General features: G+C 73.0%; 24 protein-coding genes. 14 read left to right on the top strand and 10 right to left on the bottom strand.

Annotation, left to right across the window (positions count from 1 at the left end; genetic code table 11):
* Positions 1 to 112: 112 nt before the first annotated feature.
* The gene (locus RB146_07595; protein ID MDQ7828842.1) at positions 113 to 1,489 is read right to left on the bottom strand and encodes an ABC transporter substrate-binding protein; all 1,377 of its coding nucleotides are present in this window, start codon (positions 1,487 to 1,489) and stop codon (positions 113 to 115) included.
* Between the two features lie 252 nt (positions 1,490 to 1,741).
* On the opposite strand from RB146_07595, the gene RB146_07590 reads away from it, so the two are divergent.
* From RB146_07590 to RB146_07540, 11 genes are all read left to right on the top strand, one after another.
* Entirely contained in the window at positions 1,742 to 3,238 is a 1,497-nt protein-coding gene (locus RB146_07590) for an aldehyde dehydrogenase family protein (protein ID MDQ7828841.1), read from the top strand.
* Positions 3,239 to 3,258: 20 nt separating this feature from the next.
* Positions 3,259 to 3,981 (top strand): (Fe-S)-binding protein, encoded by a 723-nt coding sequence (locus RB146_07585; GenBank protein MDQ7828840.1) that lies wholly within the window; start codon positions 3,259 to 3,261, stop codon positions 3,979 to 3,981.
* A complete protein-coding gene (locus RB146_07580) occupies positions 3,978 to 6,119 on the top strand; it encodes a LutB/LldF family L-lactate oxidation iron-sulfur protein (GenBank protein MDQ7828839.1) in 2,142 nt (713 codons plus the stop codon). The genes RB146_07585 and RB146_07580 overlap by 4 nt, the downstream gene beginning before the upstream one ends.
* Positions 6,120 to 6,300: 181 nt before the next feature.
* Positions 6,301 to 7,002 carry a GntR family transcriptional regulator gene (locus tag RB146_07575; protein ID MDQ7828838.1) on the top strand — a complete coding sequence of 234 codons (702 nt, stop codon included), beginning with the start codon at positions 6,301 to 6,303 and terminating at the stop codon, positions 7,000 to 7,002.
* Positions 6,995 to 8,599 carry an ABC transporter substrate-binding protein gene (locus RB146_07570; protein MDQ7828837.1) on the top strand — a complete coding sequence of 535 codons (1,605 nt, stop codon included), beginning with the start codon at positions 6,995 to 6,997 and terminating at the stop codon, positions 8,597 to 8,599. Before RB146_07575 ends, RB146_07570 begins: the two co-directional genes overlap by 8 nt.
* A gap of 7 nt (positions 8,600 to 8,606) precedes the next feature.
* Entirely contained in the window at positions 8,607 to 9,554 is a 948-nt protein-coding gene (locus RB146_07565; GenBank protein MDQ7828836.1) for an ABC transporter permease, read from the top strand.
* Positions 9,554 to 10,444 carry an ABC transporter permease gene (locus RB146_07560; GenBank protein ID MDQ7828835.1) on the top strand — a complete coding sequence of 297 codons (891 nt, stop codon included), beginning with the start codon at positions 9,554 to 9,556 and terminating at the stop codon, positions 10,442 to 10,444. Before RB146_07565 ends, RB146_07560 begins: the two co-directional genes overlap by 1 nt.
* Positions 10,441 to 11,475 (top strand): Gfo/Idh/MocA family oxidoreductase, encoded by a 1,035-nt coding sequence (locus RB146_07555; GenBank protein MDQ7828834.1) that lies wholly within the window; start codon positions 10,441 to 10,443, stop codon positions 11,473 to 11,475. Before RB146_07560 ends, RB146_07555 begins: the two co-directional genes overlap by 4 nt.
* A complete protein-coding gene (locus RB146_07550) occupies positions 11,472 to 11,969 on the top strand; it encodes a pyridoxamine 5'-phosphate oxidase family protein (protein ID MDQ7828833.1) in 498 nt (165 codons plus the stop codon). The genes RB146_07555 and RB146_07550 overlap by 4 nt, the downstream gene beginning before the upstream one ends.
* A gap of 11 nt (positions 11,970 to 11,980) precedes the next feature.
* On the top strand, positions 11,981 to 12,754 hold the full coding sequence (locus RB146_07545) for an MBL fold metallo-hydrolase (GenBank protein ID MDQ7828832.1): 774 nt from the start codon (positions 11,981 to 11,983) through the stop codon (positions 12,752 to 12,754).
* Entirely contained in the window at positions 12,751 to 13,986 is a 1,236-nt protein-coding gene (locus RB146_07540; GenBank protein ID MDQ7828831.1) for an ArgE/DapE family deacylase, read from the top strand. Before RB146_07545 ends, RB146_07540 begins: the two co-directional genes overlap by 4 nt.
* Before the next feature lie 65 nt (positions 13,987 to 14,051).
* Here the strand turns inward: RB146_07540 and glgP are convergent, their stop codons facing one another.
* The 6 genes from glgP to RB146_07510 all read right to left on the bottom strand — a co-directional run bounded on the left by glgP (position 14,052) and on the right by RB146_07510 (position 20,771).
* Positions 14,052 to 16,187, bottom strand: coding sequence for an alpha-glucan family phosphorylase (glgP, locus tag RB146_07535; GenBank protein MDQ7828830.1), 2,136 nt, complete (start codon positions 16,185 to 16,187; stop codon positions 14,052 to 14,054).
* A gap of 42 nt (positions 16,188 to 16,229) precedes the next feature.
* A complete protein-coding gene (glgA, locus tag RB146_07530) occupies positions 16,230 to 17,690 on the bottom strand; it encodes a glycogen synthase GlgA (protein ID MDQ7828829.1) in 1,461 nt (486 codons plus the stop codon).
* Between the two features lie 24 nt (positions 17,691 to 17,714).
* Positions 17,715 to 19,151: a glycerate kinase gene (locus RB146_07525; protein ID MDQ7828828.1), complete on the bottom strand. Its 1,437-nt coding sequence runs from the start codon at positions 19,149 to 19,151 to the stop codon at positions 17,715 to 17,717.
* A gap of 122 nt (positions 19,152 to 19,273) precedes the next feature.
* Complete coding sequence (locus tag RB146_07520) at positions 19,274 to 20,041, bottom strand: MBL fold metallo-hydrolase (GenBank protein MDQ7828827.1); 768 nt, start codon at positions 20,039 to 20,041, stop codon at positions 19,274 to 19,276.
* Positions 20,042 to 20,071: 30 nt separating this feature from the next.
* Entirely contained in the window at positions 20,072 to 20,452 is a 381-nt protein-coding gene (locus tag RB146_07515; GenBank protein ID MDQ7828826.1) for a metallopeptidase family protein, read from the bottom strand.
* A gap of 22 nt (positions 20,453 to 20,474) precedes the next feature.
* A complete protein-coding gene (locus RB146_07510; protein MDQ7828825.1) occupies positions 20,475 to 20,771 on the bottom strand; it encodes a hypothetical protein in 297 nt (98 codons plus the stop codon).
* Positions 20,772 to 20,990: 219 nt separating this feature from the next.
* On the opposite strand from RB146_07510, the gene RB146_07505 reads away from it, so the two are divergent.
* The 3 genes from RB146_07505 (at position 20,991) to RB146_07495 (ending at position 22,650) form a co-directional block, all read left to right on the top strand.
* The gene (locus tag RB146_07505; protein MDQ7828824.1) at positions 20,991 to 21,926 is read left to right on the top strand and encodes a hypothetical protein; all 936 of its coding nucleotides are present in this window, start codon (positions 20,991 to 20,993) and stop codon (positions 21,924 to 21,926) included.
* A gap of 356 nt (positions 21,927 to 22,282) precedes the next feature.
* Positions 22,283 to 22,420, top strand: coding sequence for a hypothetical protein (locus RB146_07500; protein ID MDQ7828823.1), 138 nt, complete (start codon positions 22,283 to 22,285; stop codon positions 22,418 to 22,420).
* Positions 22,378 to 22,650 carry an STAS domain-containing protein gene (locus RB146_07495; GenBank protein ID MDQ7828822.1) on the top strand — a complete coding sequence of 91 codons (273 nt, stop codon included), beginning with the start codon at positions 22,378 to 22,380 and terminating at the stop codon, positions 22,648 to 22,650. The genes RB146_07500 and RB146_07495 overlap by 43 nt, the downstream gene beginning before the upstream one ends.
* Positions 22,651 to 22,668: 18 nt before the next feature.
* Here the strand turns inward: RB146_07495 and RB146_07490 are convergent, their stop codons facing one another.
* The 3 genes from RB146_07490 to RB146_07480 form a co-directional block, all read right to left on the bottom strand.
* Complete coding sequence (locus RB146_07490) at positions 22,669 to 22,956, bottom strand: glutaredoxin family protein (GenBank protein ID MDQ7828821.1); 288 nt, start codon at positions 22,954 to 22,956, stop codon at positions 22,669 to 22,671.
* A gap of 65 nt (positions 22,957 to 23,021) precedes the next feature.
* Entirely contained in the window at positions 23,022 to 23,393 is a 372-nt protein-coding gene (locus RB146_07485) for an ACT domain-containing protein (protein ID MDQ7828820.1), read from the bottom strand.
* A gap of 710 nt (positions 23,394 to 24,103) precedes the next feature.
* Positions 24,104 to 24,518 (bottom strand): TAXI family TRAP transporter solute-binding subunit (locus RB146_07480; protein ID MDQ7828819.1); only part of this gene is annotated, 415 nt, incomplete at its 5' end.

The raw sequence follows: 24,518 nt of genomic DNA, 5'->3' as shown, positions 1-24,518 counted from the left end.
ACGGCGCGGACCCGCCGGCGCGAGGACGCACAGACCGGGCCTGGTCGGCGCAGGAGCAGAGGGGCACGGCCCCATCGGACCGTGCCCCCCCGCGCACGGACGCGCGTCTGGCCTAGGCGCGGACCTTCGGCCAGGTCTTGTCGATCCACGTGTACGTGGAGGTGGGCTCGCCCTTCGGCCACCCCGGCGGCGCGGTGATGTTGCGGATGGGTACGGTGATCATCGTGTTGGGGTTGAGGACCATGAAGTTGTAGTTGCGGTCGTTGTAGGCAAACCCGGTGACCGCGTCCTTGTACGCCTGGTGGTTGTCCGGCCGGATGTAGATGTAGCCGGCCGGGGCCTGCCAGGAGAGCCCCTCCAGCTGGCTGATGATCGCCTCGTCGTCCGGCCAGCCGCCGGTGAGGCGGTTGGCCCGCTCCACCGCCAGGCGGTACATGTGCAGCGCGGTATAGGCCCCCTCCGCCTCGAAGTTGGGGTACTCCTTCCAGCGGTTGAAGTACTTGCGCACGAAGATGTTGTTCAGCGGCCACTTGTTGCCCGGCGGGAAGTTCCAGTAGTAGTTGGCGTGCACGCCGGCGATGACCCCCTCCGGGTGGTCCTTGCCGATGGCGTGCGGCGCCACGCCGAAAGCGATGGTGCTGGCGAACTTCATCTGCTTGAACAGGCCGTAGCCCAGCGCCTGCTTGTACATGGCGATGTAGTCGCCGCCCCAGACTGACGAGACCAGCAGGTCGGGCTTGGCCGAGATGGTCTTGGTGATGTGGGCGGTGAAGTCGGTGGTCCCCAACCGCGGCCAGGCCTCCGAGACCACCTCCACGCCGGGGAGCAGCTTGCTGAGGGCGATGGTGAAGTGGTCGAAGGCGTTCCGCCCGTAGGCGTAGTCGGGGTGGATGTGGGCGATCTTCCGCACGTCCGGCCAGGTCATGGCCACGGCGATGGCCGCCATGACGCCGTCGGCGGACTGGATGTTGGTGATGCGGAAGACGTACTTGGGGTTCGGCACCGCCTTGTCGAACAGGAAGTCGGTGCACCCGTCGGCGAAGAGCGTCAGGACCTTCAGGTCCTCCGCCACCGGACCGATGGCCGGGGTGTTGCCGCTCGAGGTGATCCCGGTGAAGAGGTCGATCTTCCCCTCGAGCTTCATCCGCTTGAACTCCTTGACGTTGGCGTCGGTGCCGGCGGCCTCGTCGGCCTGCAGCGTCTCGATCTTGCGCCGGCCCAGGATACCGCCTTTGGCGTTGATCTCCTCAGCCGCCAGCAGGTGTCCCTTGAGCATGGGCGCGCCCAGCACCGCCGCCGGGCCCGAGAGGAAGGTCATGTGCCCGACCCGGAGCGGCGTGTCCGGGATGCGCCCCCGGGGGGGCGCCTGCGCCTCGGCACGCTCGGGGGCGACCAGTTGCGACGTGGCCAGGCCCCCGACCGCCGCGGCGCCGACGGAGACCCCGAGCGCTTTCAGGAACTCCCGCCGACTGACCTCCTGCTGACCCATTGCTCTCCCCCCTCTGCCGACCGTGCGCCCCGGCCCCTCGTGCTCCCGATGGCTCACCTCCCTCCGCCCAGGGCGCCTCCAGCCGCGAGTTGCTTCGCCCTTCGCCATCACCGTCCCCCACCCCTCCAGCGCCTCACCCGTCAGCGGCACCCGCCGCCCGCGACGCAGCCCACCCACCACCGGGTCGGGGGAAGGAGTCGCCCTGCGCCTGCGGAGAAGGCTCCCGCAACGCCACCCCGAGGGAGGCCCGCCATGCTCGTCCAGGAGACCACCCGGACGTACGGAAACGCCATCGGCGGCCGCTGGGTGCCGGGCCGCAGCGGCGAGACCTACACCACGGTGAACCCGGCACGGCCGGGCGAGGTGATCGGGCGCTTCCAGCGCTCCACCCCCGAGGACGTGGACGACGCCGTCGCCGCGGCTGCCGCCGCCCTCCCCGAGTGGGCGGCCACCCCGCCGCCCCGGCGCGGCGCCGTCCTCCTGGAGGCCTGGCTGCGGCTGCGGGAACGGGCCGAGGCGTTCGCCGAGACCCTCACCCGCGAGACCGGCAAGGTGATCACCGACGCCCGCGGCGAGGTGCGCCGCGCCCTCAACGTCCTGGAGTTCATGGCCGGAGAAGGGCGCCGGCTGGGCGGGGAGACGATCCCCTCCGAGCTGCCCCAGAACCTGATCTTCACCCGGCGGCGGCCGCTCGGGGTGGTCGCCCTCATCACCCCCTGGAACTTCCCCATCGCCATCCCCATGTGGAAGGTGGCCCCGGCGCTGCTCTGTGGGAACACCGTCGTCCTCAAGCCGGCCACCACCACCCCGCTGTGCGCCCTGCGCATCGCCGAGCTGTTCGCCGACGCCGGCCTGCCCCCGGGCGTCCTCAACGTCGTCACCGGACCCGGCGGGACGGTCGGGGACCGCCTCGTCACCCACCCGCAGGTCCGGGCGGTCTCCTTCACCGGCTCCACCGAGGTCGGCAGCGCCCTCTACGGGCGGGCCAGCGCGGGGTTGCGGCGCGTCCAGTGCGAGATGGGCGGCAAGAACGCCCTGGTGGTCCTGCCCGACGCCGACCTGGACCTGGCCGTCGAGGCCACGGTGCAGGGCGCCTTCGGCTTTTGCGGCCAGCGCTGCACGGCCACGAGCCGCGTGGTGGTGCACCGGGCCGTGCGGGAGGCCTTCCTCGAGCGCCTGGTGGCCCGGGTGCGCGCCCTGCGCGTCGGCGACCCCATGGACCCGCAGGCGGACATGGGGCCGCTGGCCAGCGCCGCTCAGCTGGAGAAGGTCCTGGGCTACGTGGCGGTGGGACGGGCGGAGGGCGCGCGCGTGCTGGCCGGGGGGGAGCGGGTGCGCCCGGCCGGCCTGGAGGAGGGCTACTTCGTGGCGCCCACCGTCTTCGACGGGGTCCAGCCGCGGATGCGGCTGGCCCAGGAGGAGATCTTCGGCCCGGTGCTGGCCGTCCTCACCTGCCGCGACCTGGACGAGGCGATCGCCATCGTGAACGACAGCGCCTACGGCTTCAAAGCGGCGCTGTACACCAGCGACGTGAACGCCGCCATGCGCTTCACCGACCGGGTGGACGTGGCCATGGTGCACATCAACGCGCCCACCCTGGGCGGCGAGGTGCAGGCGCCCTTCGGCGGGCGGAAGGCCTCCGGGGCGGGGTGGAAGGAGCAGGGGCGCGCGGCCATCGAGTTCTTCTCGGAGGAGCTGGTGGTCTACATGGACTACACCGGGGCGCGCCGCGACGCCCGCTTCATCTAGCGGCCCCGCCCAACGCCCCGGTGCGCGTCGCCCTCTTCACCACCTGCCTCGTCGACCACCTGGCCCCGCAGGTGGCGGCGGCGACGGTGGAGGTGCTGCGGCGCGCCGGGGTGGCGGTGCGCTACGACCCGGCGCAGACCTGCTGTGGGCAGCTCCCCCTCAACGACGGCTTCTGGCCGGAGGCGCGCGCGCTGGCCCGGCGCCACCTGGCCCTGCTGGCGGAGGCCGACGCCGTCGTCATCCCCTCCGGCTCCTGCACCGCCATGGTCCGCCACTGGTACCCGCGGCTCCTCGAGGCGGGACCAGACCGCGACCGGGCCGAGGCCGTGGCCGGGCGGACGTACGAGCTGTGCGAGTTCCTGGTGAGGCGGCTCGGCGTCACCGGCATCGATGCGGTCTTCCCCCACCGCGTCACCTACCTGGCCTCCTGCCACGGCTACCGGGAGCTCGGCCTGGGCGCCCTACCGCTCGGGTTGCTGCGCGCCGTGCGGGGACTGGAGCTGCGGCCGCTGCCCCGCATCGAGGAGTGCTGCGGGTTTGGCGGGGCCTTTGCGGTGAAGATGACAGATCTGTCCGCCAGCATGCTGGAGGCCAAGCTCCGGGCGGTCGAGGCCAGCGGAGCGGAGGTCGTCACGGGGACGGACGTCTCCTGCCTGATGCACGTCGCCGGCGGGCTGCGGCGCCGCGGCTCCCCCGTCCGGGCCGTGCACATCGCCGAGATCCTGGCCTCCCGGTCCCCGTGATCGACTTCCTGGACGGCGCCCGGCGCGCCCTGGCCGACCCCGAGCTCCAGACGGCGCTCGGCGGGGCGGTGCGGACGGTGCGCGAGCGCCGGGACGCGCTCGTGGCCACCCTCCCGGAGTGGCCGGCGTGGCGGGCGCGGGCGGCGGCGGTACGGGAGGCGGCGCTGGCCGACCTGGAGGGCCACCTGGACCGGCTGGAGAGGGCGGTCCGCCACGCGGGCGGCGAGGTCCACCACGCCCCTGATGCGACGGCGGCCCGCGCCCTCATCGTGGACCTGGTGCGGCGCTACGGCGCCCGGCGCATCGTGAAGAGCAAGTCCTCCACCACCGAGGAGATCGACCTCAACCCGGCCCTCGAGGCCGCCGGCGCCGAGGTCACGGAGACTGATCTCGGCGAGTTCATCGTGCAGCTCGCCGGCGAGCGCCCCGTGCACTTCGTCGCGCCGGCCTTCCACAAGTCCGCCGGACAGGTGGCGCGCCTCTTCGCCGAGCGGTTGGGCACGCCGCCCGCCGCGGCCCCCGAAGACCTGACCCGGCGCGCCCGCGCCCACCTGCGCGCGGTCTTCCTGGGCGCCGACCTGGGGATCACCGGCGTGAACTTCGCCGCCGCGGACACCGGGACGCTCGTCCTGGTGGAGAACGAGGGCAACGCCCGCCTCACCACCACGCTGCCGCGGGTGCACGTGGCGGTGATGGGCATCGAGAAGGTGATCCCGCGCCTGACCGACCTGGCTCTCCTGCTGCGCGTCCTGGCCCCCAGTGCCGTGGGCACGCGCGCGGCGGAGTACGTCTCGCTGCTCACCGGCCCGCGACGACCGGACGAGCACGATGGTCCCGAGGCCTTGCACCTGGTCCTGCTCGACAACGGCCGGCGCCGCATCCTGGCCGACCCCGAGGTGCGTGAGGCGCTCCGCTGCATCCGCTGCGGGGCCTGCCTGAACGCCTGCCCGGTCTACGAGCGCGCCGGCGGCCACGCCTACGGCTCGATCTACTCCGGCCCCATCGGTGCCGTCGTCACCCCGCTCCTCCAGGGAATCGACCGGGCGGGGCAGCTCCCCTTCGCCAGCACGCTGTGCGGCCGGTGCGCCGAGGTCTGCCCGGTGGGCATCGACCTGCCACGGCTGCTGCTGGTCCTGCGGCGGCGTGCAGTGGAGGCGGGACAGGTGGCCTGGCTGGAGCGGGTGGCCGTCCGGCTCTACGCGGCAGCCGCCGCGGACCCGAACCGGTGGGGCCTGGCCGGGCGGGCCCTGCGCGCGGCCCTGCGTCCGCTCGTCCGGGACGGGGCGGTGCGATGGCTGCCCCCGCCGCTTGGGGGCTGGACCGCCAGCCGGGACTTCCCGGCCCCGCCGCCTGCGGCATGGCGGGACCACCCGGCGGGCTCGACGGTGGCGCGCGCAACAGCCCCGGGCGCCGGGCGCCCCTCGCAGCCGCCGATCGAGGCCGCACCGGACGCGCCCGGCGCGGCGCCCCGCCCCGGGCCGCACGAGCCGCCTGGTGGTCCCCCGGGCCCCGGCGCGGCAATGGGCCCCGGCGCGGCAACGCACGCGAATCACCCGGCCTCCCACGAGTCGGTCCCAGAGGACCCAGTGGAGGCGCTGGCGGCACGGTGGCGGCGCACGGCGGCGCACTTCCACCGGGTCAGGCCGGAGCAGGTCGGGGACCTGGTGGCCGCTCTGCTCCAGGAGGTGCGGGCACGCGCCCCGGAAGGGGCCTTCACGGTGGCCCTCACAGCGCGGCCGCTGGTCGAGCGGCTCGGCCTCCGGGCAGCCGTCTCACAGGTGGCGGACAGGGTGCTGGACCCCGCGACGGCCACGCGCGACGCCCTGGCTGGGGCGCAGGCCGGCCTCACCGTCGCGGACTACGCCGTGGCGGAGACCGGCACGCTCGTGGAGCGGGCCTCAGCGGACCAGCCGCGCGCCTTCTCGCTCCTGCCGCCGGTCCACCTGGCGCTGGTGCCCGCCGGGGCCGTGCTCCCCACCCTCCCCGCGCTCTTCGCCGTCCTGGAGCGGGAGGAGCCGCCCTCGGCCTGGACCTGCATCTCCGGGCCAAGCGGCACGGCGGACATCGGCCTGACCTACGTGTCGGGCGTGCACGGCCCGGGGGAGGTCCACGTCATGCTGATCGAGGAATTGTCGTGACGCCTCCCCTCCCTTCGATCGACCGGAGCCCTGGAGCCCCATTGAAAGCAGGACTCGACTCCTGAGAGGCGGCAGCCCTGTCCCGCCGCCGGCGCAACGGCTGGCCGGCCGGGGAAGGAATCCGTCCCGTGGATTTGGTATACCAATGGTACACACATCAAAGGTGGCGGCGGCCGTTCCCGTGAGCAGCAGGAATGGGTCGAAGGAGGTCGCGTACGCGCACCTGAAGCGGGCCATCCTCTCCGGTGCGCTGCGTCCCGGCGCGCCCATCGCGGAGCGCGCGCTGGCCCAGCGCTACCGGCTCAGCCGTACGCCCATCCGCGAGATCCTCCACCGGCTCCACCATGAGCAGCTCGTGGTGCTCTACCCGCGGCGGGGTGCCTTCGTCCGCCAGCTGGAGACCCGCCACATCCTGGAAATCTTCGACGCCCGGGAAGCGGTCGAACCCATCGCCGCGCGCCTGGCGGCAGCCTTTCCGGACCACCCCGCCCTCGACCGGCTGACGCGGGAGTTCGCGGCCCTCCGGCTCGAGGACACCCCCGACGCCCGGGCTGCGCTGGTGGCGGCCGGCCGGCGCCTGCACGACCACGTCGTCCGGGCGTGCGGGAACTCCTACCTCCAGCAGATGTACGCGATCCTCCGGAACCAGTCGGCCCTCGTGCGCGCCCTGACGAGGCAGCGCTTTGAGATCGAGCGGGAGTCGTACGCCGCGCACCTTCGAATCCTCTCAGCCCTTCGAGAGGGCGACCCGGAGGGGGCGGAGGCCGGCATGCGGGACCACCTGCGCACGACCCGCGAACACCTGATGCGCCGCTTCTTCACGGCGAGAGGCCCCAGGACGCGGACGAGGGCGAGAGCACGAGGGGGGAGACCGGATGGGTAGCGACGACAGCTACGCACGTGACCGGATGGGGGTGACCCGGCGGGAGTTCCTGAAGGCCGCGGGAGGCGTCGGGGTAGGGCTTGCGGTCACCGGACTCGGGGTCCCGCGGCACCTCTGGACGGCGGCGGCGGCTCCCGGGGCCACGCCGCGCCGGGGGGGGCAGATCACCTTCGGGAGCGCGGCCCTCCCGGCCAGCATCGAGCCCCACCTGGAGGGGGCCGACATCTACCAGCGGCGTAAGCCGCTCTTCTACGAGACGCTCACCTGGGTGGACTTCGACTTGGTCCCCCGGCCCATGCTGGCCGAACGCTGGGAGGAGCGCTCCCCAACGGAGTACATCTTCCATCTCCGGCGCGGGGTCAAGTTCCATAACGGCAAGGAGATGGACGCCGAGGATGTGAAGTACAGCTACGAACGGGTCCTCGACCCGAAGACCGGCTCGGGCGGGCGTGGGGATCTGATCATGATCCGGTCCATCGACGTGGTCGACCGCTACACCCTCCGCTTCACCCTCCACGAGCCGAACGCGACGTTTCTCATCAACCTGGCCGGGAAGTACAACGCGGTCATCCCTAAGGACGCCGTTCGCACTGGCCGGGAACTCCAGCAGGCGGCCGTCGGGACCGGCCCATTCCGGGTCGAGGGGTTCGAGCCCAATCGACGTCTCGTCCTGCGGCGGTTCGACGACTACTGGGACCGCGGGAGGCCCTACCTCGATGGCATCACGTTTCAGGCGATCCCGGACGAGTCCTCGCTGGTGGCCGGACTCCGCGCCGGCCAGATCGACATGGTGCAGTTCGAGAGTGGCGCCAACTTCCAGCTCGTCCGGCACTTGCGGGCGTTGAACAACATCCAGGCACCCGGGATCCGGTGGGTGGTCCTCGACCTGGCGGGAGACATGGAGCCGACGAAGAACCCCGACGTGCGGCGCGCGGTGGCGCTGGCCATCGACCGGGACGCCGTCCTGCGCATCGCGGGCAACGGGCTGGGGCAGCGGCTGGGCGTCCTCCCACCCGCCATGACCTTCTGGGCCATGCCGGTGGATCGCCTCCCCAACCAGAAGCGCGACGTCGCCCGGGCGCGGGAGCTGCTGCAGCGCGCGGGGCTGCGGCCGCCCGTGCCGCTGACGATCCGGAACATCGTCGGCTTCCCCTCCCTCGCCGCCTCCATCCAGGTCATCGCCGACAACCTCAGAGAGGCTGGCTTCGAGGTCAAGGTGGAGACGGTCGACATCGGCGTCTGGATCAAGGACTGGATCGCCCGCCAATCCCCGTCGACGGTGAACGAGTGGGGCGGGTTCGTGGATCCCGACCAGGCCTTCTACCGCCACTACCGACAGCCCCCGCAGGGGGTGGACTTCCGGCGCTGGGGGAACCCCGAGGTGGACCGACTGCTGGATGAGGGACGTCGTACCCTCGACCGGAACCGCCGGAAGGCCATCTACGACCGGGTGCAGACGATGCTGGCGGATGACCCCATCAGCGTTCCGCTCTACGCCCCTCATCTGCTGTACAGCTTGAACCGAAAAATTCAAGGATTTCGTCCGTACCCGACGGGCTTCCTGTACGGGCTGCGGTTCGTCTGGATCGAGGAGTAGGTAGGCGCTGCGGGCGTACGTTCTCCGGCGACTCCTGGCGATGCTGGCCACGCTGCTGGGGGTCAGCCTCATCGTCTTCGGGCTGATGCGGCTGATCCCCGGCACGGTGGTCGAGCAGCTCCTGGGGCAGAGTGCGCTGATCACCGAGGAGACGCTCCGCAGCCTCCGTGTGTTCTTCGGGCTTGACCGCCCCTGGTACGTGCAGTTCGGCGAATGGGCGTGGGGACTGCTTCGCGGAGACCTCGGTCACTCGTGGCGGAGCGATCGGCCTGTGGCCGCGCTGATCCTCTCCCGGCTGCCAGTCTCGGCGGAGTTGGCCGTCCTGAGCGTCGCCTGGTCGTTGATCATCGGGATCCCGCTCGGGATCGTGGGCGCCGTCCGACGGGGCTCAGCGGACGGCTTCGTGCGGATCGTCTCGACCCTAGGCCTCTCCGTACCCGCCTTCTGGCAGGGAACGCTGCTCATCCTGCTCTTCTCGGTCTACCTGCAGTGGATGCCGTCGCTGCAGTGGATCCCGTTCACCCAGGATCCCCTGGGCAACCTCAGCATCATGGCGCTCCCCGCGCTCACGCTGGGGACGGCCACGGCCGCCATGATCAGCCGAATGACGCGATCGGCGATGCTCGACGTGCTGGGACAGGACTACGTCCGCACCGCTCGGGCGAAGGGCCTTGGGCCTCAGCGCGTGCTGCTCCGCCACGCTTTGCGCAACGCGCTCATCCCCATCATCACCGTGGCTGGAGTCCAGATGGGATACATCCTGGGTGGCATTGTCGTGGTCGAGGACGTCTTCAGCCTCCCCGGGGTCGGCCGCCTCCTGCTGGACGCCATCTTCCAGCGGGACTACCCTGTCGTGCAGGGCACGATCCTCGTGGGCGCAGCGCTCTTCATGCTGCTCAACTTCACCGTCGATCTCCTCTACGCGGTCATCGACCCGCGGATCCAGTACCAGTGATGGCCCGCGCCATCCGCGCCATTCCGCCCTCGCCCGCGCTGGCGGTGGCTGCCCGCCCGCTGACCCGTTGGGCAAGCCACCTTGGGCGGAACACGCTCTTCGCTGTTGGCCTGACCCTGCTCGCCGCGCTGGCGGTCGTGGCGCTCCTGGCCCCGGTGTTTGCCCCCTACGGCCCCACCGCCATCGACGCCGAGCGCATGTTCCAGGCGCCTTCTCGCGCGCACCCCTTCGGGACGGACCGCTTCGGGCGCGATCTGCTGAGTCGTGTGATTTTCGGCGCTCGGGTTTCGCTGGGGATCGCGTGCGCCGCTATCACCATCGCCGCCCTCGTCGGCGGCCTCCTCGGGCTCCTGGCCGGATTCTGGGAGCGCCTCACCGACCTGGTCTTGGGACGCGTCATGGACATCTTCTTCGCATTCCCGTCGGTGCTGCTGGCGCTGGGGATCTCGGCGGTCCTCGGGGCCGGGGCGACGACCGTCATCATCGCCATCGCCGTTGTCTACACCCCCCTGTTCTTCCGGGTGATGCGGGCGAGCGTGCTCGCGGAGAAACGCCTCGCCTACGTCGAAGCGGCGATGGCGATGGGCGCCGGGCCGCTGCTCATCATGCGGCGCCACATCCTGCGGAACGTGCTCTCCCCCATGATCGTGCAAGTGGCCGTCTCCCTCTCCTATGCCATCCTCATCGAGTCGGCGCTCAGCTACCTTGGTGTGGGCGTCCAGCCCCCCACGCCGTCCTGGGGCACCATCCTCAACGAGGGAAAGGAGTTCCTGCCGATCTCCCCATGGATCTCGCTCTTCCCCGGGCTCTTCATCATGCTGTCGGTGCTGGCGCTGAACCTCGTGGGAGACGCCCTGCGTGACTACCTCGACCCGCGGCTCCGCCCATGAAGGAGGAGGTGGTGCGCGTGGGCGTGGTGGGGGTGGGCCACTTTGGTCGCCTCCATGCAGCGGCATTGCGCGACCTCCCTGGCGCGCGCCTCGCTGCCCTGTGCGAGCCCGACGAGGCGCGGCGCCACGCCGCCGCCGTCGCTTTCCCTGACGTGCCGCTCTTCGCCTCGTTCGCGGAGACGCTGGAGCGGGCGGAAGTGGACGCCGTGGTCCTGGCCACCCCCGAGACGGAGCACGCCGCGCAGGCGGTGGCGGCCATGGAGCGCGGGTGGGACGTCCTGGTCGAGAAACCGCTGGCGCCCTCGTTGCTGGAAGCCCGGGCGGTGCGGGAGGCGGCCCGCCGGACAGGCCGGGTGGTCCACGTGGGGACCGTCCTCCGCTTCAGCGTGCCGCACCGCCAGCTGGCCGGAGCCGTCCACGCGGGGCGACTCGGCGCAGTGCTCCACGTCCGCGCGATCCGCTGGATCAGCCGTGAGTGGCTCACGCGGACATCGGTCCACCTGGCCTATCGGGCTGCCATCCACGACATCGACCAGGTGCTGTGGCTGACCCGCTCCCGCGTCGTCCGCGTGGCGGCTGCGGCCCACCCGCTCCCGGAAGAGGGTCGCCCCGCCGCCCTGGCGGCATTGCTCTGGCTGCGCTCGGGCGCAACGGCCAGCGTCGAGACGCACTTCCTCGTGCCCGCCGCGTTTCCGAGCACCATGCTTCCGCCCGAGCGGCCCGGCACCCGGCGCGGACTCCTGGAGGTGGTGGGGAGCGGAGGCCTGGGGCGGGTCGACGAGGGCGCCGGCCTGGAGCTGTGGACGGACGAGGGGGCGTATGCGCCGGATACGTTGGTCGTCCCTGCCGTCGGTGGTCGGATCGACGGCGCCCTCCGCGCCGAGCTGGAACACTTTACGGCCTGCGTGGCAGGACGTCATGCCCCGAGCACCGCGGCCCTCGACGAGCACGTGCACGCGGTGGCCGTCGCTGCCGCGCTGGTCGCCGCCGCCGAGACGGGGAGCCTGACTGAGGTCGAGGAGGGGCGGTGAAGCCCAAACAGGTCGTATCGCCGGCCAAGGTCGGGGGGTTGAGCCGGAGGGAACTCGACGCTTTCTTGGCGGAGCCCTGGAATGCCCGTCTGGCCACCATCACCCCCCAGGGAACCCCCTACGTCGTGCCGGTCTGGTATCAGTTCGATCCGGCCGAACGGGTGTTCTACGTGGTGGCCCGGGCACGTGCCGCTTACGTCGAGCACATCCGACACCACCCGGCCGTGGCCGTGCACATCGCCGACGACGCCCACCTCGAGCACACCCGCGTCCTGGTGGAAGGAACGGCCGAGGTCGTCGAGGGCCCCGTGGCGCCCCGGGACCATCCCCGCCTGCGCGCAGTGGCCATGCAGTTGGCGCGCCGCTACATGGGGGAGCGTGGGCTCGAGTACGCCGAACGCACCATGGGACGTCCCCGCTACCTGATCCGGATCGTGCCCCGGCGATGGCGGACCTGGACCGGGACCGAGTGGGCCCGGCGGTACCGGGCGTAGAGGACAGGGACATGCGCATCCTCGACCGGATCGCCCTTGTGGGGAGCAGCCGTTTTGGTCTCAGCAACCCGTACGACTGTAGTGTCTATGCGGTCGAAACAGCCGCAGGGACGGTGCTGGTCGACGCCGGGTGCGGCCTGGAACCGGAGCTCATCGCGGCCAACTTGCGGCGCGATGGGTTCGACCCGTCGGCGATCCACACTGTCGTCCTTACCCACGCCCACGCCGACCATGCTGGCGGTGCCCGCGGGTGGAAAGACCGGACCGGCTGCCGGCTGGTGGCGCCCGCCGGGGAGCGCGCGGTCGTTGAGGGCATCGTCGACCAGAGTGCCGTCCTCGAGCAGGCGAAACGTGCCGGCCTCTACCCGTCCGACTACGTGTTCCCCACCGTCACGGTGGACCGAGGCGTGGGCGATGGGGAGACGCTGGACTTCGGGGACGTGCGGTTGCAGGCGCTGGAGGTGGCGGGCCACACGCCCCACCACACCTGCTACCTGACAGACCTGGACGGGCGGCGCGTCCTCTTCTCCGGCGACGCGGTGCTCTACGGTGGGAGCCTGCTCCTCCAGAACACCCCGGGGTGCAGTCTCGACGCCTACCGACGCGACATTGGAAAGCTGGCGGGGCTCGGCGTCGACGTCCTGCTGCCCGGGCACGGGATCTTCGTGCTCCGCTGCGGCCAGGAGCACCTGGACCGGGCGGTGGCCGCGCTCCGCGAGCTGGCCGTGCCGCCGAATTTCGCCGCCTTATGTCCCAAGGTCATCCCGGAGGTCTACCGAAGATGAGCCTGAGGGCCGCCTACGGCACATTGCACCTCGACGACGTCCGTGGCCGGCTGGACCCCGCGGAGGTGGAGCGCCTGGCCGCCCGCCTGGTGGCCTCCCCGAGCTGGGGCCCCGAGACCGGGTGGGAGGCGTCGATCGCGGGCATCCTCGAGGACGTGTGCCAGGCGGCCGGTCTGACCGTCCGAGAGCAGCCAATCGGCCAGGGGCGACGTAACCTGCTGGCGGTGTTGCCGGGCGAAGCCGAGGGTCCCGCTCTCTTGCTGCTCAACGGCCACATGGACACCGTACCTCCCTCGGCCCAGATGACCCGACCCCCCTTTGCCGCCGTCGTCGAGGACGGACGCCTGTGGGGCCGGGGTGCCGCCGACATGAAAGGCGGCCTGGCGGCCATGACCTGCGCACTGGTCGCCCTCCGGCGGTCCGGCTTCCGCCCCCTGAGCCCCGTGGTCCTGACGGCGGTCGCCGCGGAGGAAACGGGGAACCTCGGGACGGCGGCTCTCGTGCGCGCCGGGCCGCCTGCGCGGGCGGCGGTCGTAGGGGAGCCGACGCGGCTCCACGTGGTCACCGCCCACAAGGGGGTCGATCGCTATCGGGTAACGGTTCGGGGACGGGCGGCCCACGGTAGCACCCCCGAGCGAGGGGTGAACGCCATCGTGCAGGCCGCCCGAGTCATTGTGGCCATCGAGGAACGCCTGCGGGATGCCTGGGCCGCACAGCGCCACCCCCTGCTCGGGACGGCCACCCTGAACATTGGGACGATTCAGGGAGGGATCAGCCGGAACGCCGTCCCCGACCGGTGCGTGTTTCAGGTGGAAAAGCGGTGGCTACCCGGGGACGCGCCGGAGTCCATCCGGGCCGACCTGGAGCGCGTCATCCAGGAGACCATCGGGTGTGGATGGGCGGAGGTGGCCCGCGAGCCCGAGTTCGAGCGCATCCCGCATCCACCGCTCGACCTCCCCCGCAATCACCCTCTCGTGGGAGCTGCACTAGCCGCTCTCGGCGAAGTCCGGGGCGTCCAACCGGACCTCGCCGTCCTCCCCGCCTTCACGGATGCAGCCCTCCTCCAGGCTGCCGGGACGCCGACCATCGTCTGCGGCCCAGGAGACCTGGCGGTGGCCCACGCGGACGACGAGCATGTCCCGACCGCCGAGTTATACGATGCGGCCCTCGCCTATGCAGCGCTCACGCTGATCCTGGCCGAGGAAGAGCGGCAGGGTCGCCGTGCCGGCTGACCTGCGGGGCACCGTACCCGCGCTGGTCACCCCCTCCAGGTCGGGCCGCGCCGGGCCGGTGTCCTTCACGCTCGTCCTCGGACGGCGGGCGCATAGAGCTGGCCCACGTACTCCTCCAGCACCCGGTGGGTGTTGTAGCGCGGGCAGAGCCGGCGGATCGCGGTCTTGACCCGGGCGAGCCAGCGGCGCGGCAGCGCCCCGTCGCGGTCGTAGAAGAGCGGCACCACCTCCTGCTCCAGCAGGCGCAGCAACGCGTCGGCGTCGCGCGCGTCCTGCTCCTCGACCCCCAGGCCGTCCGTGACCGGCAGGGCCCAGCCGATGGCGTCCTCGGGGACGAGCCGCACCGCCTCCTCCCACCACCCGTCCAGGGTGCTCAGGTGGAGGGCGCCGTTCGCCACGGCCTTCATGCCGCTGGTCCCGCTGGCCTCCTCGGGACGCCGCGGCGTGTTGAGCCACAGGTCGGCGCCCTGCACCAGCGCCGCGGCCAGGGCCAGGTCGTACTCCTCCAGGAAGACCACCCGGCCCCGGAAGCGCTCGTCCCGCGCGCGCGCCACGACCTCCTGGACCAGCGCCTTCCCTTCCTCATGGCGCGGGTGGGCCTTGCCGGCGAAGACGACCTGAACAGGCCGCGCGGGGTCGCCCAGGAGCCGCGCCAGCCGCTCGGGGTCGCGCAGGAGCAGCGTGGCGCGCTTGTAGGTGGCGAAGCGGCGGGCGAAGCCGATCGTGAAGGTCTCGGGGTCGAGGGGGCGTAGGGCGACGGCGCCCTCGCCGCGGGCCAGACGGGCGTTCACCAGGTCGACGAGCGCGCGGCGCTGTGCGGCCCGGGCCTCCCACAGCGCCTCGTCGGGCACCGCCGCCAGCGGCCGCCACACCTCGGGGTCGTGCGGACGGTGGCGCCACGCCGCCCCCAGGTGGGCGTCGAAGAGGCGCGCCATCGCCGGGCCGACCCAGGAGGCGAGGTGGACGCCGTTCGTCACGTGCCCGATGGGCACCTCCGCCTCCCCCACCTCGGGCCAGAGCCGACGCCACATGCGCCGCGTGACGGCCTCGTGCAGCGGGCTCACCGCCGTGCGGCGGGCCGAGCAGCGCATGGCCAGGGCGGTCATCGAGAAGGGCTCGCGGGGGTCGGCGGGGTCGACGCGGCCCAGGGCCACCAGGGCGTCCGGCTCCACCCCCGCCGCGACGGCCAGCGGCCCCAGGTAGCGGTGCGCCAGGTCGGGCGGGAAGAGGTCGTGGCCGGCGGGCACCGGCGTGTGCGTGGTGAAGACCACGGAAGCGGCGGAGCGGCGGCAGGCCTCCTCGAAGGGCAGGCCCACCTCGCGCCACGCCCGCAGCCGCTCCAGGACGAGCAGGGCGGAGTGCCCTTCGTTCAGGTGGAAGACCTCCGCCCTGACGCCCAGCGCGGCCAGGGCGCGGTGGCCGCCCACCCCGAGCAGCAGCTCCTGCTGGAGACGGGTCTCCTGGTCTCCGTCGTAGAGGCGGGCGGCGATCCGCCGGTCCTCGGGCGTGTTCTGGGGGAGCGCGGCGTCGAGCAGGAGCAGGGTGGCCCGCCCCACCCGCGCCTGCCAGATCTGCAACGCCACCTCGCGGCCGGGGAAGGGCACGGTGACGATGACGGACCCCCCGTCGGCCCCGCGGACGGGCTCCAGCGGCAGCGTCCCGGGATCGACGGGATCGTAGGCCTCGTGCTGGCGGCCTGCCGCGTCGAGGACCTGCCGGAAGTACCCCTCGCGGTAGAGGAGGGTGACGCCGACCACCGGGAGGCCCAGGTCGCTGGCGGACTTGAGCACGTCGCCGGCCAGCACGCCCAACCCCCCGGCGTAGGTGGGCAGACAGGGCGCCAGGGCGAACTCCGCGGACGCGTAGGCGACGACACCGGGCGCGCGCGCGCCGTCGCCGGCAGACACGGCGGGCGGGCGCACCGCCGCCTGGAACGCCGCCAGGACCTCGGTGCAGGCCGCCTGGAAGGCGGGGTCCTCTGCCGCCGCCCGGAGGCGCTCCTCCTCCACCTCGCGGAGCACCGCCACCGGGTTGTGGCGCGAGCGCGCCCAGCACTCGGGATCGAGCTGCGCGAAGAGGCGGGAAGCCTCCGGATGCCACGCCCACCACAGGTTGTACGCCAGGTCCCACAGGCCGGAGAGGCCGGCCGGCAGCCGCCGCGGGCGGACGGGCGTGGTCGTAGAGGGCGTCCAGTCGCTCAAGGCACGCCACCTCGCTCTCGCTGGGTGTGAGCCCCGGGACGCTCAGTGGAGCGCGGCCGCCTGCGCCCGCTCGACCGTCAGCGCGTAGAGGTCGGCGTAGCGCCGGGCGCTCCGGTCCCAGGAGAAGTCCTGCCGCATGGCCGTCTGCTGCAGCCGGTACCAGGTGGGCCCGTCGCGGTAGGCCGCCAGGGCCCGGCTCAGCGCGGTCTGCAGCGCCTCCGGGGCGTAGGCGTCGAAGACGAACCCGGTCGCCCGCCCCTGGGCCACGGCGTCGGGGGTCGCATCGACCACCGAGTCCGCCAGCCCGCCGGTGCGCCGCACCACGGGCAGCGTCCCGTAGCGCATGCTGTAGAGCTGGTTCAACCCCGACGGTTCGAAGCGCGAGGGCATGAGGAAAAAGTCCGCCCCGGCCTCGATGCGGTGGGCCAGCGGCTCGTCGAAGCCGAAGGCCACGGCGACGCGACGGGGGTGGGCGCGCGCCAGCGCCTCGAACCGCTCCTGGTAGCGGGCTTCACCGGTGCCCAGGAGGACGAACTGCGCTCCCTGCGCCACGAGCCAGGGGAGCACGGCCGTGACGAGATCGCAGCCCTTCTGCTCGGTGAGGCGGCTGACCATCCCCACCAGCGGGGCGTAGGGCAGAGGACGCAGGCCGCGCTCGCGTTGCAGCGCCCGTTTGCACCGCCGCTTACCCTCCAGGTCGTCGGGGCCGTACCGGGCCGGCAGGTGGGGGGCCACCCGCGGGTCCCAGCGGGTGTAGTCGACGCCGTTGAGGACGCCGAAGAGGTCGGCGCTGCGCCGCCGCAGAACCCCGTCGAGCCCGGCCCCGTACTCCGGCGTCTGGATCTCCCGCGCGTAGGTCTCGCTCACCGTGCTGAGCACATCGGCGTAGACGAGCCCCGCCTTGAGACAGTTCACCTGGCCCCAGAACTCCAGCCCCTCCGGAGTGAAGTACTCGGCGGGCAGCCCGAGGAAGCCGAACTGCTCGCCGGGGAAGACCCCCTGCATCGCCACGTTGTGGACCGTGAAGAGCACCGGCCAGGCGGGCTGGCGGGTGCAGCGCCGCCGGTGGACGTAGGCGGCCACGAGCGCGGCGTGCCAGTCGTGCGCGTGGACCAGGTCGGGGGCGAAGAGCGTCTCGGCCACCACCAGCGCCGCCTGGCTGAAGAAGGCGAAGCGCACGAGGTTGTCCTCGTAGTCGCGCACGCCGTCGCCGTACACCCCGGGGCGGTCGAAGAACGGCGGGCAGTCGACGAAGTAGACGGGCACGCCGGCGGGCGACGTGGTGGTGAGCACCGCCCCCTCGACGGTGCGACCGCCGATGGGCAGGCGCAACGGCTGCGCCCGGTCCAGCCCCGCCGGTGAGACGGCCCGGTAGCGGGGCAGGACCAGGCGGACGTCGTGCCCCAGCCCCCGCAGGGCCGCGGGCAGCGCCCCCGCGACGTCGGCCAGCCCGCCGGTTTTCACGTAAGGGACGGCCTCGGCGACCGCGAAGAGGACCTTCACTGCTCCCCAGGGTATCGGTCGCGTTTACCTATCGTCAATGTCGACCGGCTCCACCAGCCCCACCATCAGGTCGTTCACGTTGGTGAGCGTCGGTCCGGTGACGACCAGGTCCCCCAGCGCCTCGAAGAAGGGATAAGCGTCGTTCCGCTCCAGGGCGGCCAGCGGGTCGAGCCCGCGGGCCCGCGCGCGGGCCAGGGTCGTGCCGTCGGCCACCGCGCCCGCGGCGTCGGTGGGACCGTCGGTGCCGTCGGTCCCCGCGGCCAGCACGAGCACGCCGGGGAGGCCGTCGAGCTCCAGGGCGGCACCCAGCGCGAACTCCTGGTTCCGCCCGCCCCGGCCGGGCCCGCGCACCGTGACGGTGGTCTCCCCGCCCTGGAGCAGGCAGACCGGCCGCCCCTCTCTCCTTTCCCACCGGCCACCCTCCCGATCACCTGGAGGCGCACGTCCCTCGCGCACGGCGCGCAGGAGCCGCCCGAAGGCGCGCCCGGCCTCCCGGGCCTCCCCCTCGACGGTGACCGAGAGGACCGAGGTGAGATAGCCGAGCTCGCCGGCCCGTCTGGCGGCGGCCTCGACCGCCCGCCGGAGGTCCGCGACGACGGCGGCCCGCGCCAGGGCGAAGACGGGGTCGCCGGGCTTGGGCGTCTCGGGGTGGCGTCCCGCCCGGCCGCTCTCCAGGTAGGCGCGCGCCCCGAGGGGCACGCGCTGGAGCACGCCCCGTCGGGAGAGGACCTCGAGGGCATCGGCGAAGGTGGTGGGGTCGGGGACGGTCGGGCCCGAGGCGATCACGTCCAGCGGGTTGCCGAGCACGTCGGAGAGGGCGAGCGTCACCGACCGCGCCGGGGCGAGGTGCCGGGCCAGCCAGCCGCCTTTCAGGCGGGAGAGGTGCTTGCGGACGGCGTTGAGCTCGCCGATCGGCGCGCCGGCCCGCAGGAGGAGGTCGGTGACCTCCCGCTTGTCCTCCAGCGTGACGCCGGGGGCGGGTGCGGTCAGCAGGGCCGACCCGCCGCCGGAGAGGAGCACCAGGACCAGGTCGTCGGCATCCGCCTGCCGCGCCAGGCGGATCACCGCTTCCCCCGCGGCGACGCCGGCGGCATCAGGGTGAGGGTGTCCGGCCTCCAGGACGCGCACCCGGCGGGTGGGGACGACGTGGCCGTACTTCACGGCCACGACGCCGCCGCTGAGCCGGTCCTCCAGGACCTCCTCGACGGCCGCGGCCATCGCCGCCGCCGCCTTGCCGCCGCCGGTGACCCAGACGTGCCGCACCGCGTCGAGGTCGAGGACCTCGCCGGCGGCGTCGAGGCGGCCTCCTTCCCGCACGAGCGCCCGCCGCACCGCACCGCCGGCGTCGGCGGCGTCGAGGGCGGCCCAGAGCACCGCGACGGCGTCCCGGCGCAGTCCGGCCGTCTGGCGGCCCTGGAAGAAAGTGTGCGGGAGGGCGCGCATCTGCCGCCGATCAGCCACCGCCGTCGACCCCCTCTCGGTTCCCGCCGTCCTCTCAGTTCCCACCGTCGACCCCGCTCTCAGTTCCCGCCGATCCCCGGAGCGCAGGTCCGGTGCGGGACGGCACGATGCCGGGGGGACCCTCAGGCCAGGGCGATCGGCGGGCCGGCGGCGTTGGGGCGGACCGCCTCGACGCGCGCGGCCGGCAGCCCCTCGCGCCTCCGGGCCTCGAGGACGACGTCACGCGCCAGCGGGGCCAGGTTGTTCACCTCGCTCAGGTGGGTGAGCACGACGGCACGGGCGCGCGGCGCCCAGGAAGCCGCCAGGGCGGCGCCTTCGTTGGAGAGGTGTCCCGTGGGGGCGATGATGCGGTTCTTCAGGAACCAGGGGTAGCCGCTCACGCCCAGCAGGCGCAGGTCGTAGTTGGCCTCCAGCACCAGGACGTCCGCGTCGGCCACGCGCTCGCGCAGCGCCCCGGTGGGCGCGCCCAGGTCCACGGCGATCACCACCACGCCGTCAGGCCCGGTCAGCCGGAACCCCACCGGGTCGGCGGCATCGTGCGGGACCGGGAAGGCCTCCACCGTCAACGCGCCCACGCGCAGGGCGCCACCGGCCTGGATCGGCTCGCCCAGATCGCCGGTGAGGAAGCGCGCCGCCGCCTGCAACGTCGCTGCGGTGGCCAGCACGGGGGCGGCGGCTAGGCGGGCCACGGCGCCCGCGCCCCGGGCGTGGTCGTCGTGCTCGTGGGTCAGCAGCACCGCGTCCAGGTCCGCCGGGGTGATGTGCAGCGGGGCCAGCTCGCGCGCGACGACCTCGAGCGGCACGCCGGCGTCCACCAGGAGGCGGGTGCCGCCCAGCTCGACGTAGCAGGCATTCCCGCCGCTGCCGCTGCGCAGGACCTTGACGAGCACGCCGCCTCCCTCACCCGTCCCCGAGCCCGGCTACTCGTACCCGAGCTCGGCGAGCCGTTCCTCGTCGAAGCCGAAGTGGTGGGCGACCTCGTGGATGATGGTCGTGCGGACCTCCTCGCGGATCTCCTCCTCCGTGTCGCAGGCCTCCTCCAGCGGCCCCTGGAAGATGGTGATCCGGTCGGGCAGCAGCGGCTCGGCCAGCACGCCCCGCTCCACGAGCGGCGTCCCCTCGTACAGGCCGAACAGGAGGTCGTCCGGCCCCAGCCCCACGCTGGCCAGCTGCTCGGGCGTGGGCCAGGCCTCCACCACGACCGCCACGTTCTCCATCCGCTGCCGCAGAGGGAGCGGGATGCTCTCCAGGGCCTCCAGGACGAGCTGCTCGAAGCGCCGCCGGCTCAACCGGAGCCCCATGCGGACCCACCGGGGCCGCGACCTACTCGGGCCACCGGCGCAGGAGGAAGTCCCGGCCCCCCACCTCGACCAGGTCCGCGATCTCCACCATCAGGTCGCGGTACTCCTCCTGCTGGCGCAGCGCCTCGAAGGCCTCCTCATAGGCGGCGAGGCTCGGCCACTCGGTCTCCCAGGTCACGGTGAAGAGCTCCCCGGAGAGGTCGGTGTAGATGCGGGCACGCCGCTCGTCGGCCATCGTCACGGAGAGACCCTTGAGGAGCTCGACGACGGTGCTGGCCGCGCCCCACTTGGTGCGGAACCAGGTGCGCACGACGATCATGCGGTGGTGTGTTCGTCAGACACCGCCCCGCTCCCTGTCGTCGTCCGAGGCGGCTGGGCGGGCCGCTCCCCGCCCGCGTGGTCGCGATCGAGCCGATGCCTCCCGGGCGGCGCCCGGCGAGTCCTACGCTGCCAGGTGAACCCTGCCTGGCGGGAGGAGCAAGATCGGCCGGACGGGTGAGGGGGAGCCTCCCTGCCGCGCCGCTACGCTACCCGACGTATGCACCTGCCGGCCCGTGCCAGCGCCGTCCGGCGCGCCCGCCTGGCGGTCCGCCCCCTCACCTGTCCCCCGGTCGAGGTCCCGGCGGCGCCGACCGGCACCCTCCGCCGGCTGACGGGCCTGCTGCTCGGCGCCGGGGCCTTCTTCCTCTTCATCCTGGCGATCGAGCTGCTGAAGACCGGGGCCCGCGGCCTGACCGGTATCCTCCAGGGGCTGTCCGTCCACGGCGTGGCCAACGTCCTGGGCTTCGGGTGGGTGATCTCCATGGTCACGACGGCCACGATCTACCTGCCGGCGATGGCGCTGGGAGCCCTCGCCCTGCGGGCGGGATGGCTGGACGGCGTGCGCTTCGGCTCGCCGGTCCTCCTCGCCTCCGTGATCGACCTCCTCTTCGACCCGCTCACCGCCTCAGCCCGTGCCCAGCTGCCCGGCCTGGCGGTCTTCGCCCTGGGGTTCGCCACGATGCTGGGAGCCTTTCGCCTGTTCGACCGCGTGCTCCCCGAGGTCCGTAGCGACATCGTCGAGCAGCGGTGGGGCCGGTGGCTCGCCCGCCCCTTCACCACCTTTGCGCTCGGCCTGCTGGTGACCTCGGTGACCCTTTCCGTCTCGGTCTCCCTCTCCCTGCTCGTCCCGCTCGCCGCCCGAGGGTACATCAGGCGTGGGCACGTCATCCCCTACATCATGGGCGCGAACATCTCCACCTTCGTGGACACGCCCTTCGCCTCGCTGCTTGTCCGCACGCCGGTGGCCTTCACCATCGTCCTGACGGAGATGGTCTCGGTGGCGCTGGTCTCGCTGGCGGTCCTGGTGCTGGGGTTCCGTCCCTACCGGGACGCGCTGCTGGCCTTCAACAAACGGGTGACGACGAGCCGGCTGCGCTTCTCCCTCTTCGTGGCGACCCTCGCCCTGGTCCCGCTGGCGCTGCTGCTGCTCTAGCCGGCCCCCGCGGCCGCTGGGACTCCGGCGGCGCGCTACCGGTCCAACCGTCCGCACGTCCTCGCAGCCACACGTGCGGAAGACCGCTGCGACGTCGTGATGGAGCTCGTGCTCGAGCGCCACCGTGTCTCCGTCCCCGGTGAGGCTTTCCCCTCGTCGCGCCCGTGACCGAGCCCGCGCTCGTGGCCGGGCCGCGCCAGCCAGTGGCCGGCCCCGTGCCGGTGGCTGGACCGCGCCGGTGGCCGAGCCCCGCGCCCGTGGCCGGTCGCCGTCGCTCGAGGAAGGTAGCCGGTTCTCCGGGCTAGGACGGGGGAGAGCGTGCGGCGCACAATGACCGTGTTCCCCGGAACAGGCAGATGCTGCGCTGGCGGACCGAGCAGGTCGAGGAGGTCACCGTCCTCGTCATCGAGGGGGAGATCGACATGACGAGCGCCCCCTCCTCCGCCACGTCCTGGACGGGCTGGATCGCAGTCGCCCGATCCTCCTGGATCTGAGCGGGATCGACTACCTGGACGCCAGAGGGGTACGCGTCCTGGAGGAGTTCTGCCAGACCTGCCGGCGCCTGCGCGTGCCCGTCGCCGTGTGCGCCGCCCCTACTGGCGTCCGGCGCGTGCTGGACGTGGTCGGCTTCGCCCGCATCGCTCCCGTCGCGTCATCGCAGGCGGAGGCCCTGACCGAACTGCGGCGCGAGGGCGGAGTCGAGCCCCCGGCCACGGCATCGTGAGGCGGCGACGGTGCTGCGTCAGGGCCCCTGGTCGGTGCGGGCCGCCCGCCGCTCCGCGGGGGTGCCGCGCACGTCCTGGCTCAGGGCCGCCCTCAGTGCGTCGGGGTCGAAGGACAGGAAAACCTGTCCCGCCACGACGATCGCCGGACCGTCGAAGACCCCCATGCGCGCCAGCTCGCTGCGGGCCAGCGGGTCCTGGGTCAGGTCCCGCTCGGCAAACGGGACCTGATGCGCCTGGAGCCAGGCGCGCGCCTGGTCGCAGAAGGTGCACCCCGGCTGACGGTAGATCGTGACCGCAAGCCCCATCGCATCCAGAATGTTTCCCCGGTTGTCAGCCGTTCCTCACCTGTCCACCTGATGGCCGCCCCCGTTCACCTGATGGCCGCGCGCATCCGCTCCAGGTCCGGGGACCCGAGCACCAGGCGCGTGCGGGTGGCCAGGTAGGCCAGGTCGATGTTCACCCCGGCGTTGGCGATGCGCCGCGCCAGCTCCCCCAGCGCCCCCGGCCGGTCGACCACCTCCACGACCAGCACCTCCCGCGACGACTGGACGGGGATCCCGGCCTGCTCCAGCGCCCGGCGAGCGGCGGCAGCGTCCTCGACGAGGAGGTGAATGGTGCCCTGCCCTCCCCCGGTAGTGGCGGCGAGCCCCTCGATGTTCACGCCCGCACGCCCCAGCGCCTCGCCCACGTCGGCCAGCCGGCCGGGACGGTCTTCTACGACGACCGTGAGATCCGTCGGCATGCCCTTCCCCCCTTTGGCCGCCGCCCCGTCAGCCACCGACCGGGTCCGGGACGGCGAGTCTGGCATCCGGGTCGAGACGATCTTCCATCCGGGGAGGCCGTGTCCCTCCGCCGGCCCTCAAGCCGCCCCGCCGAGCATGGCTAGTACTGGAGGGCGCGCAGCCGTGCAGGCAGGACGGGTGGGCGTGAGGACGGCCCCACCGTCCACGGTGTAGGGCGGCGCCTGCGCGACGGTGTGGACGTGGCCGGGCTCCGGACAGCCCGCGGGGCGAGCCTGGCGGAAGCGGCCGCACCGGGCGGCGCCAGGAAGGGGGCTGCGCCTACCAGCACCGTCCCCGCGAGCCTGACGAGGCCCACGGACCTCCGAGTACAGCCCGAGCCAGCGCAGGGAGGCCGTGGCCACCTCGATCGTGGCCAGCAGCGTGCCGCCGGCACCTGCGAGCACCGTGCCCAGAGCCGGCGAGGGGCTGCCAGGGAGCGGCGACCCCACTCCGCGTGCCGCTCTCGCCCCGGGTCGCGCGAGCGCCTGCACCGCCGCGCCAACGAACCCGGCGGCGGTCAGGACCCCCAGCGCGCGCGTCAGACCAGCCCCGCCGCCGCCAGCGGGGCGGCCACCTGGAGCCCCTGGGCGGCGGCGTGCTGCCAGACGGCGTCGCCCACCCCGAGGAGGGGCGCGGCAGCCCAGGGGCCCTTCATGCGGTGGGATTCACCTCACTGGATCCCGCGCTCCCGGTAGTAGCGCAGCGCACCGGCGTGCATGGTGATCGGCATGCCGCGCCGCGCCGTGGCCGGGCTGATGTCCTTGCCCCGCGCGTGCGCCGCCTGCAGGCGCTCCAGGTTCTCCCACAGCGCTTTGGTCAGGTTGTAGATGAGGTCCTCGGCCATCTCCTGGCGCGTGACCAGCATGGCCATCACCGCCGCCGTCTCCACCGGCGCGTCCTGCCCCCGGTAGGTGTTGGCGGGGATGACGACCGGCGTGTAGTACGGGTAGCGGGTGGCCAGTTCCCCCACCACCGACCGGGGGATGGGCAGGAGCATCAGGTCGCGCACGGCGGCGATGTCCTGCACCGCCGCGGTGGGGATGCCCGCGGTGATGAAGGCCGCGTCGATCACCCCGTCCTTCAGC

The organism is Armatimonadota bacterium (genome assembly GCA_031081585.1).
Lineage (GTDB): Bacteria > Sysuimicrobiota > Sysuimicrobiia > Sysuimicrobiales > Humicultoraceae > Geohabitans > Geohabitans tengchongensis.
The sequence above is the reverse complement of the archived record's forward strand: the minus strand, read 5'-3'. Positions and strand labels throughout refer to the sequence as shown.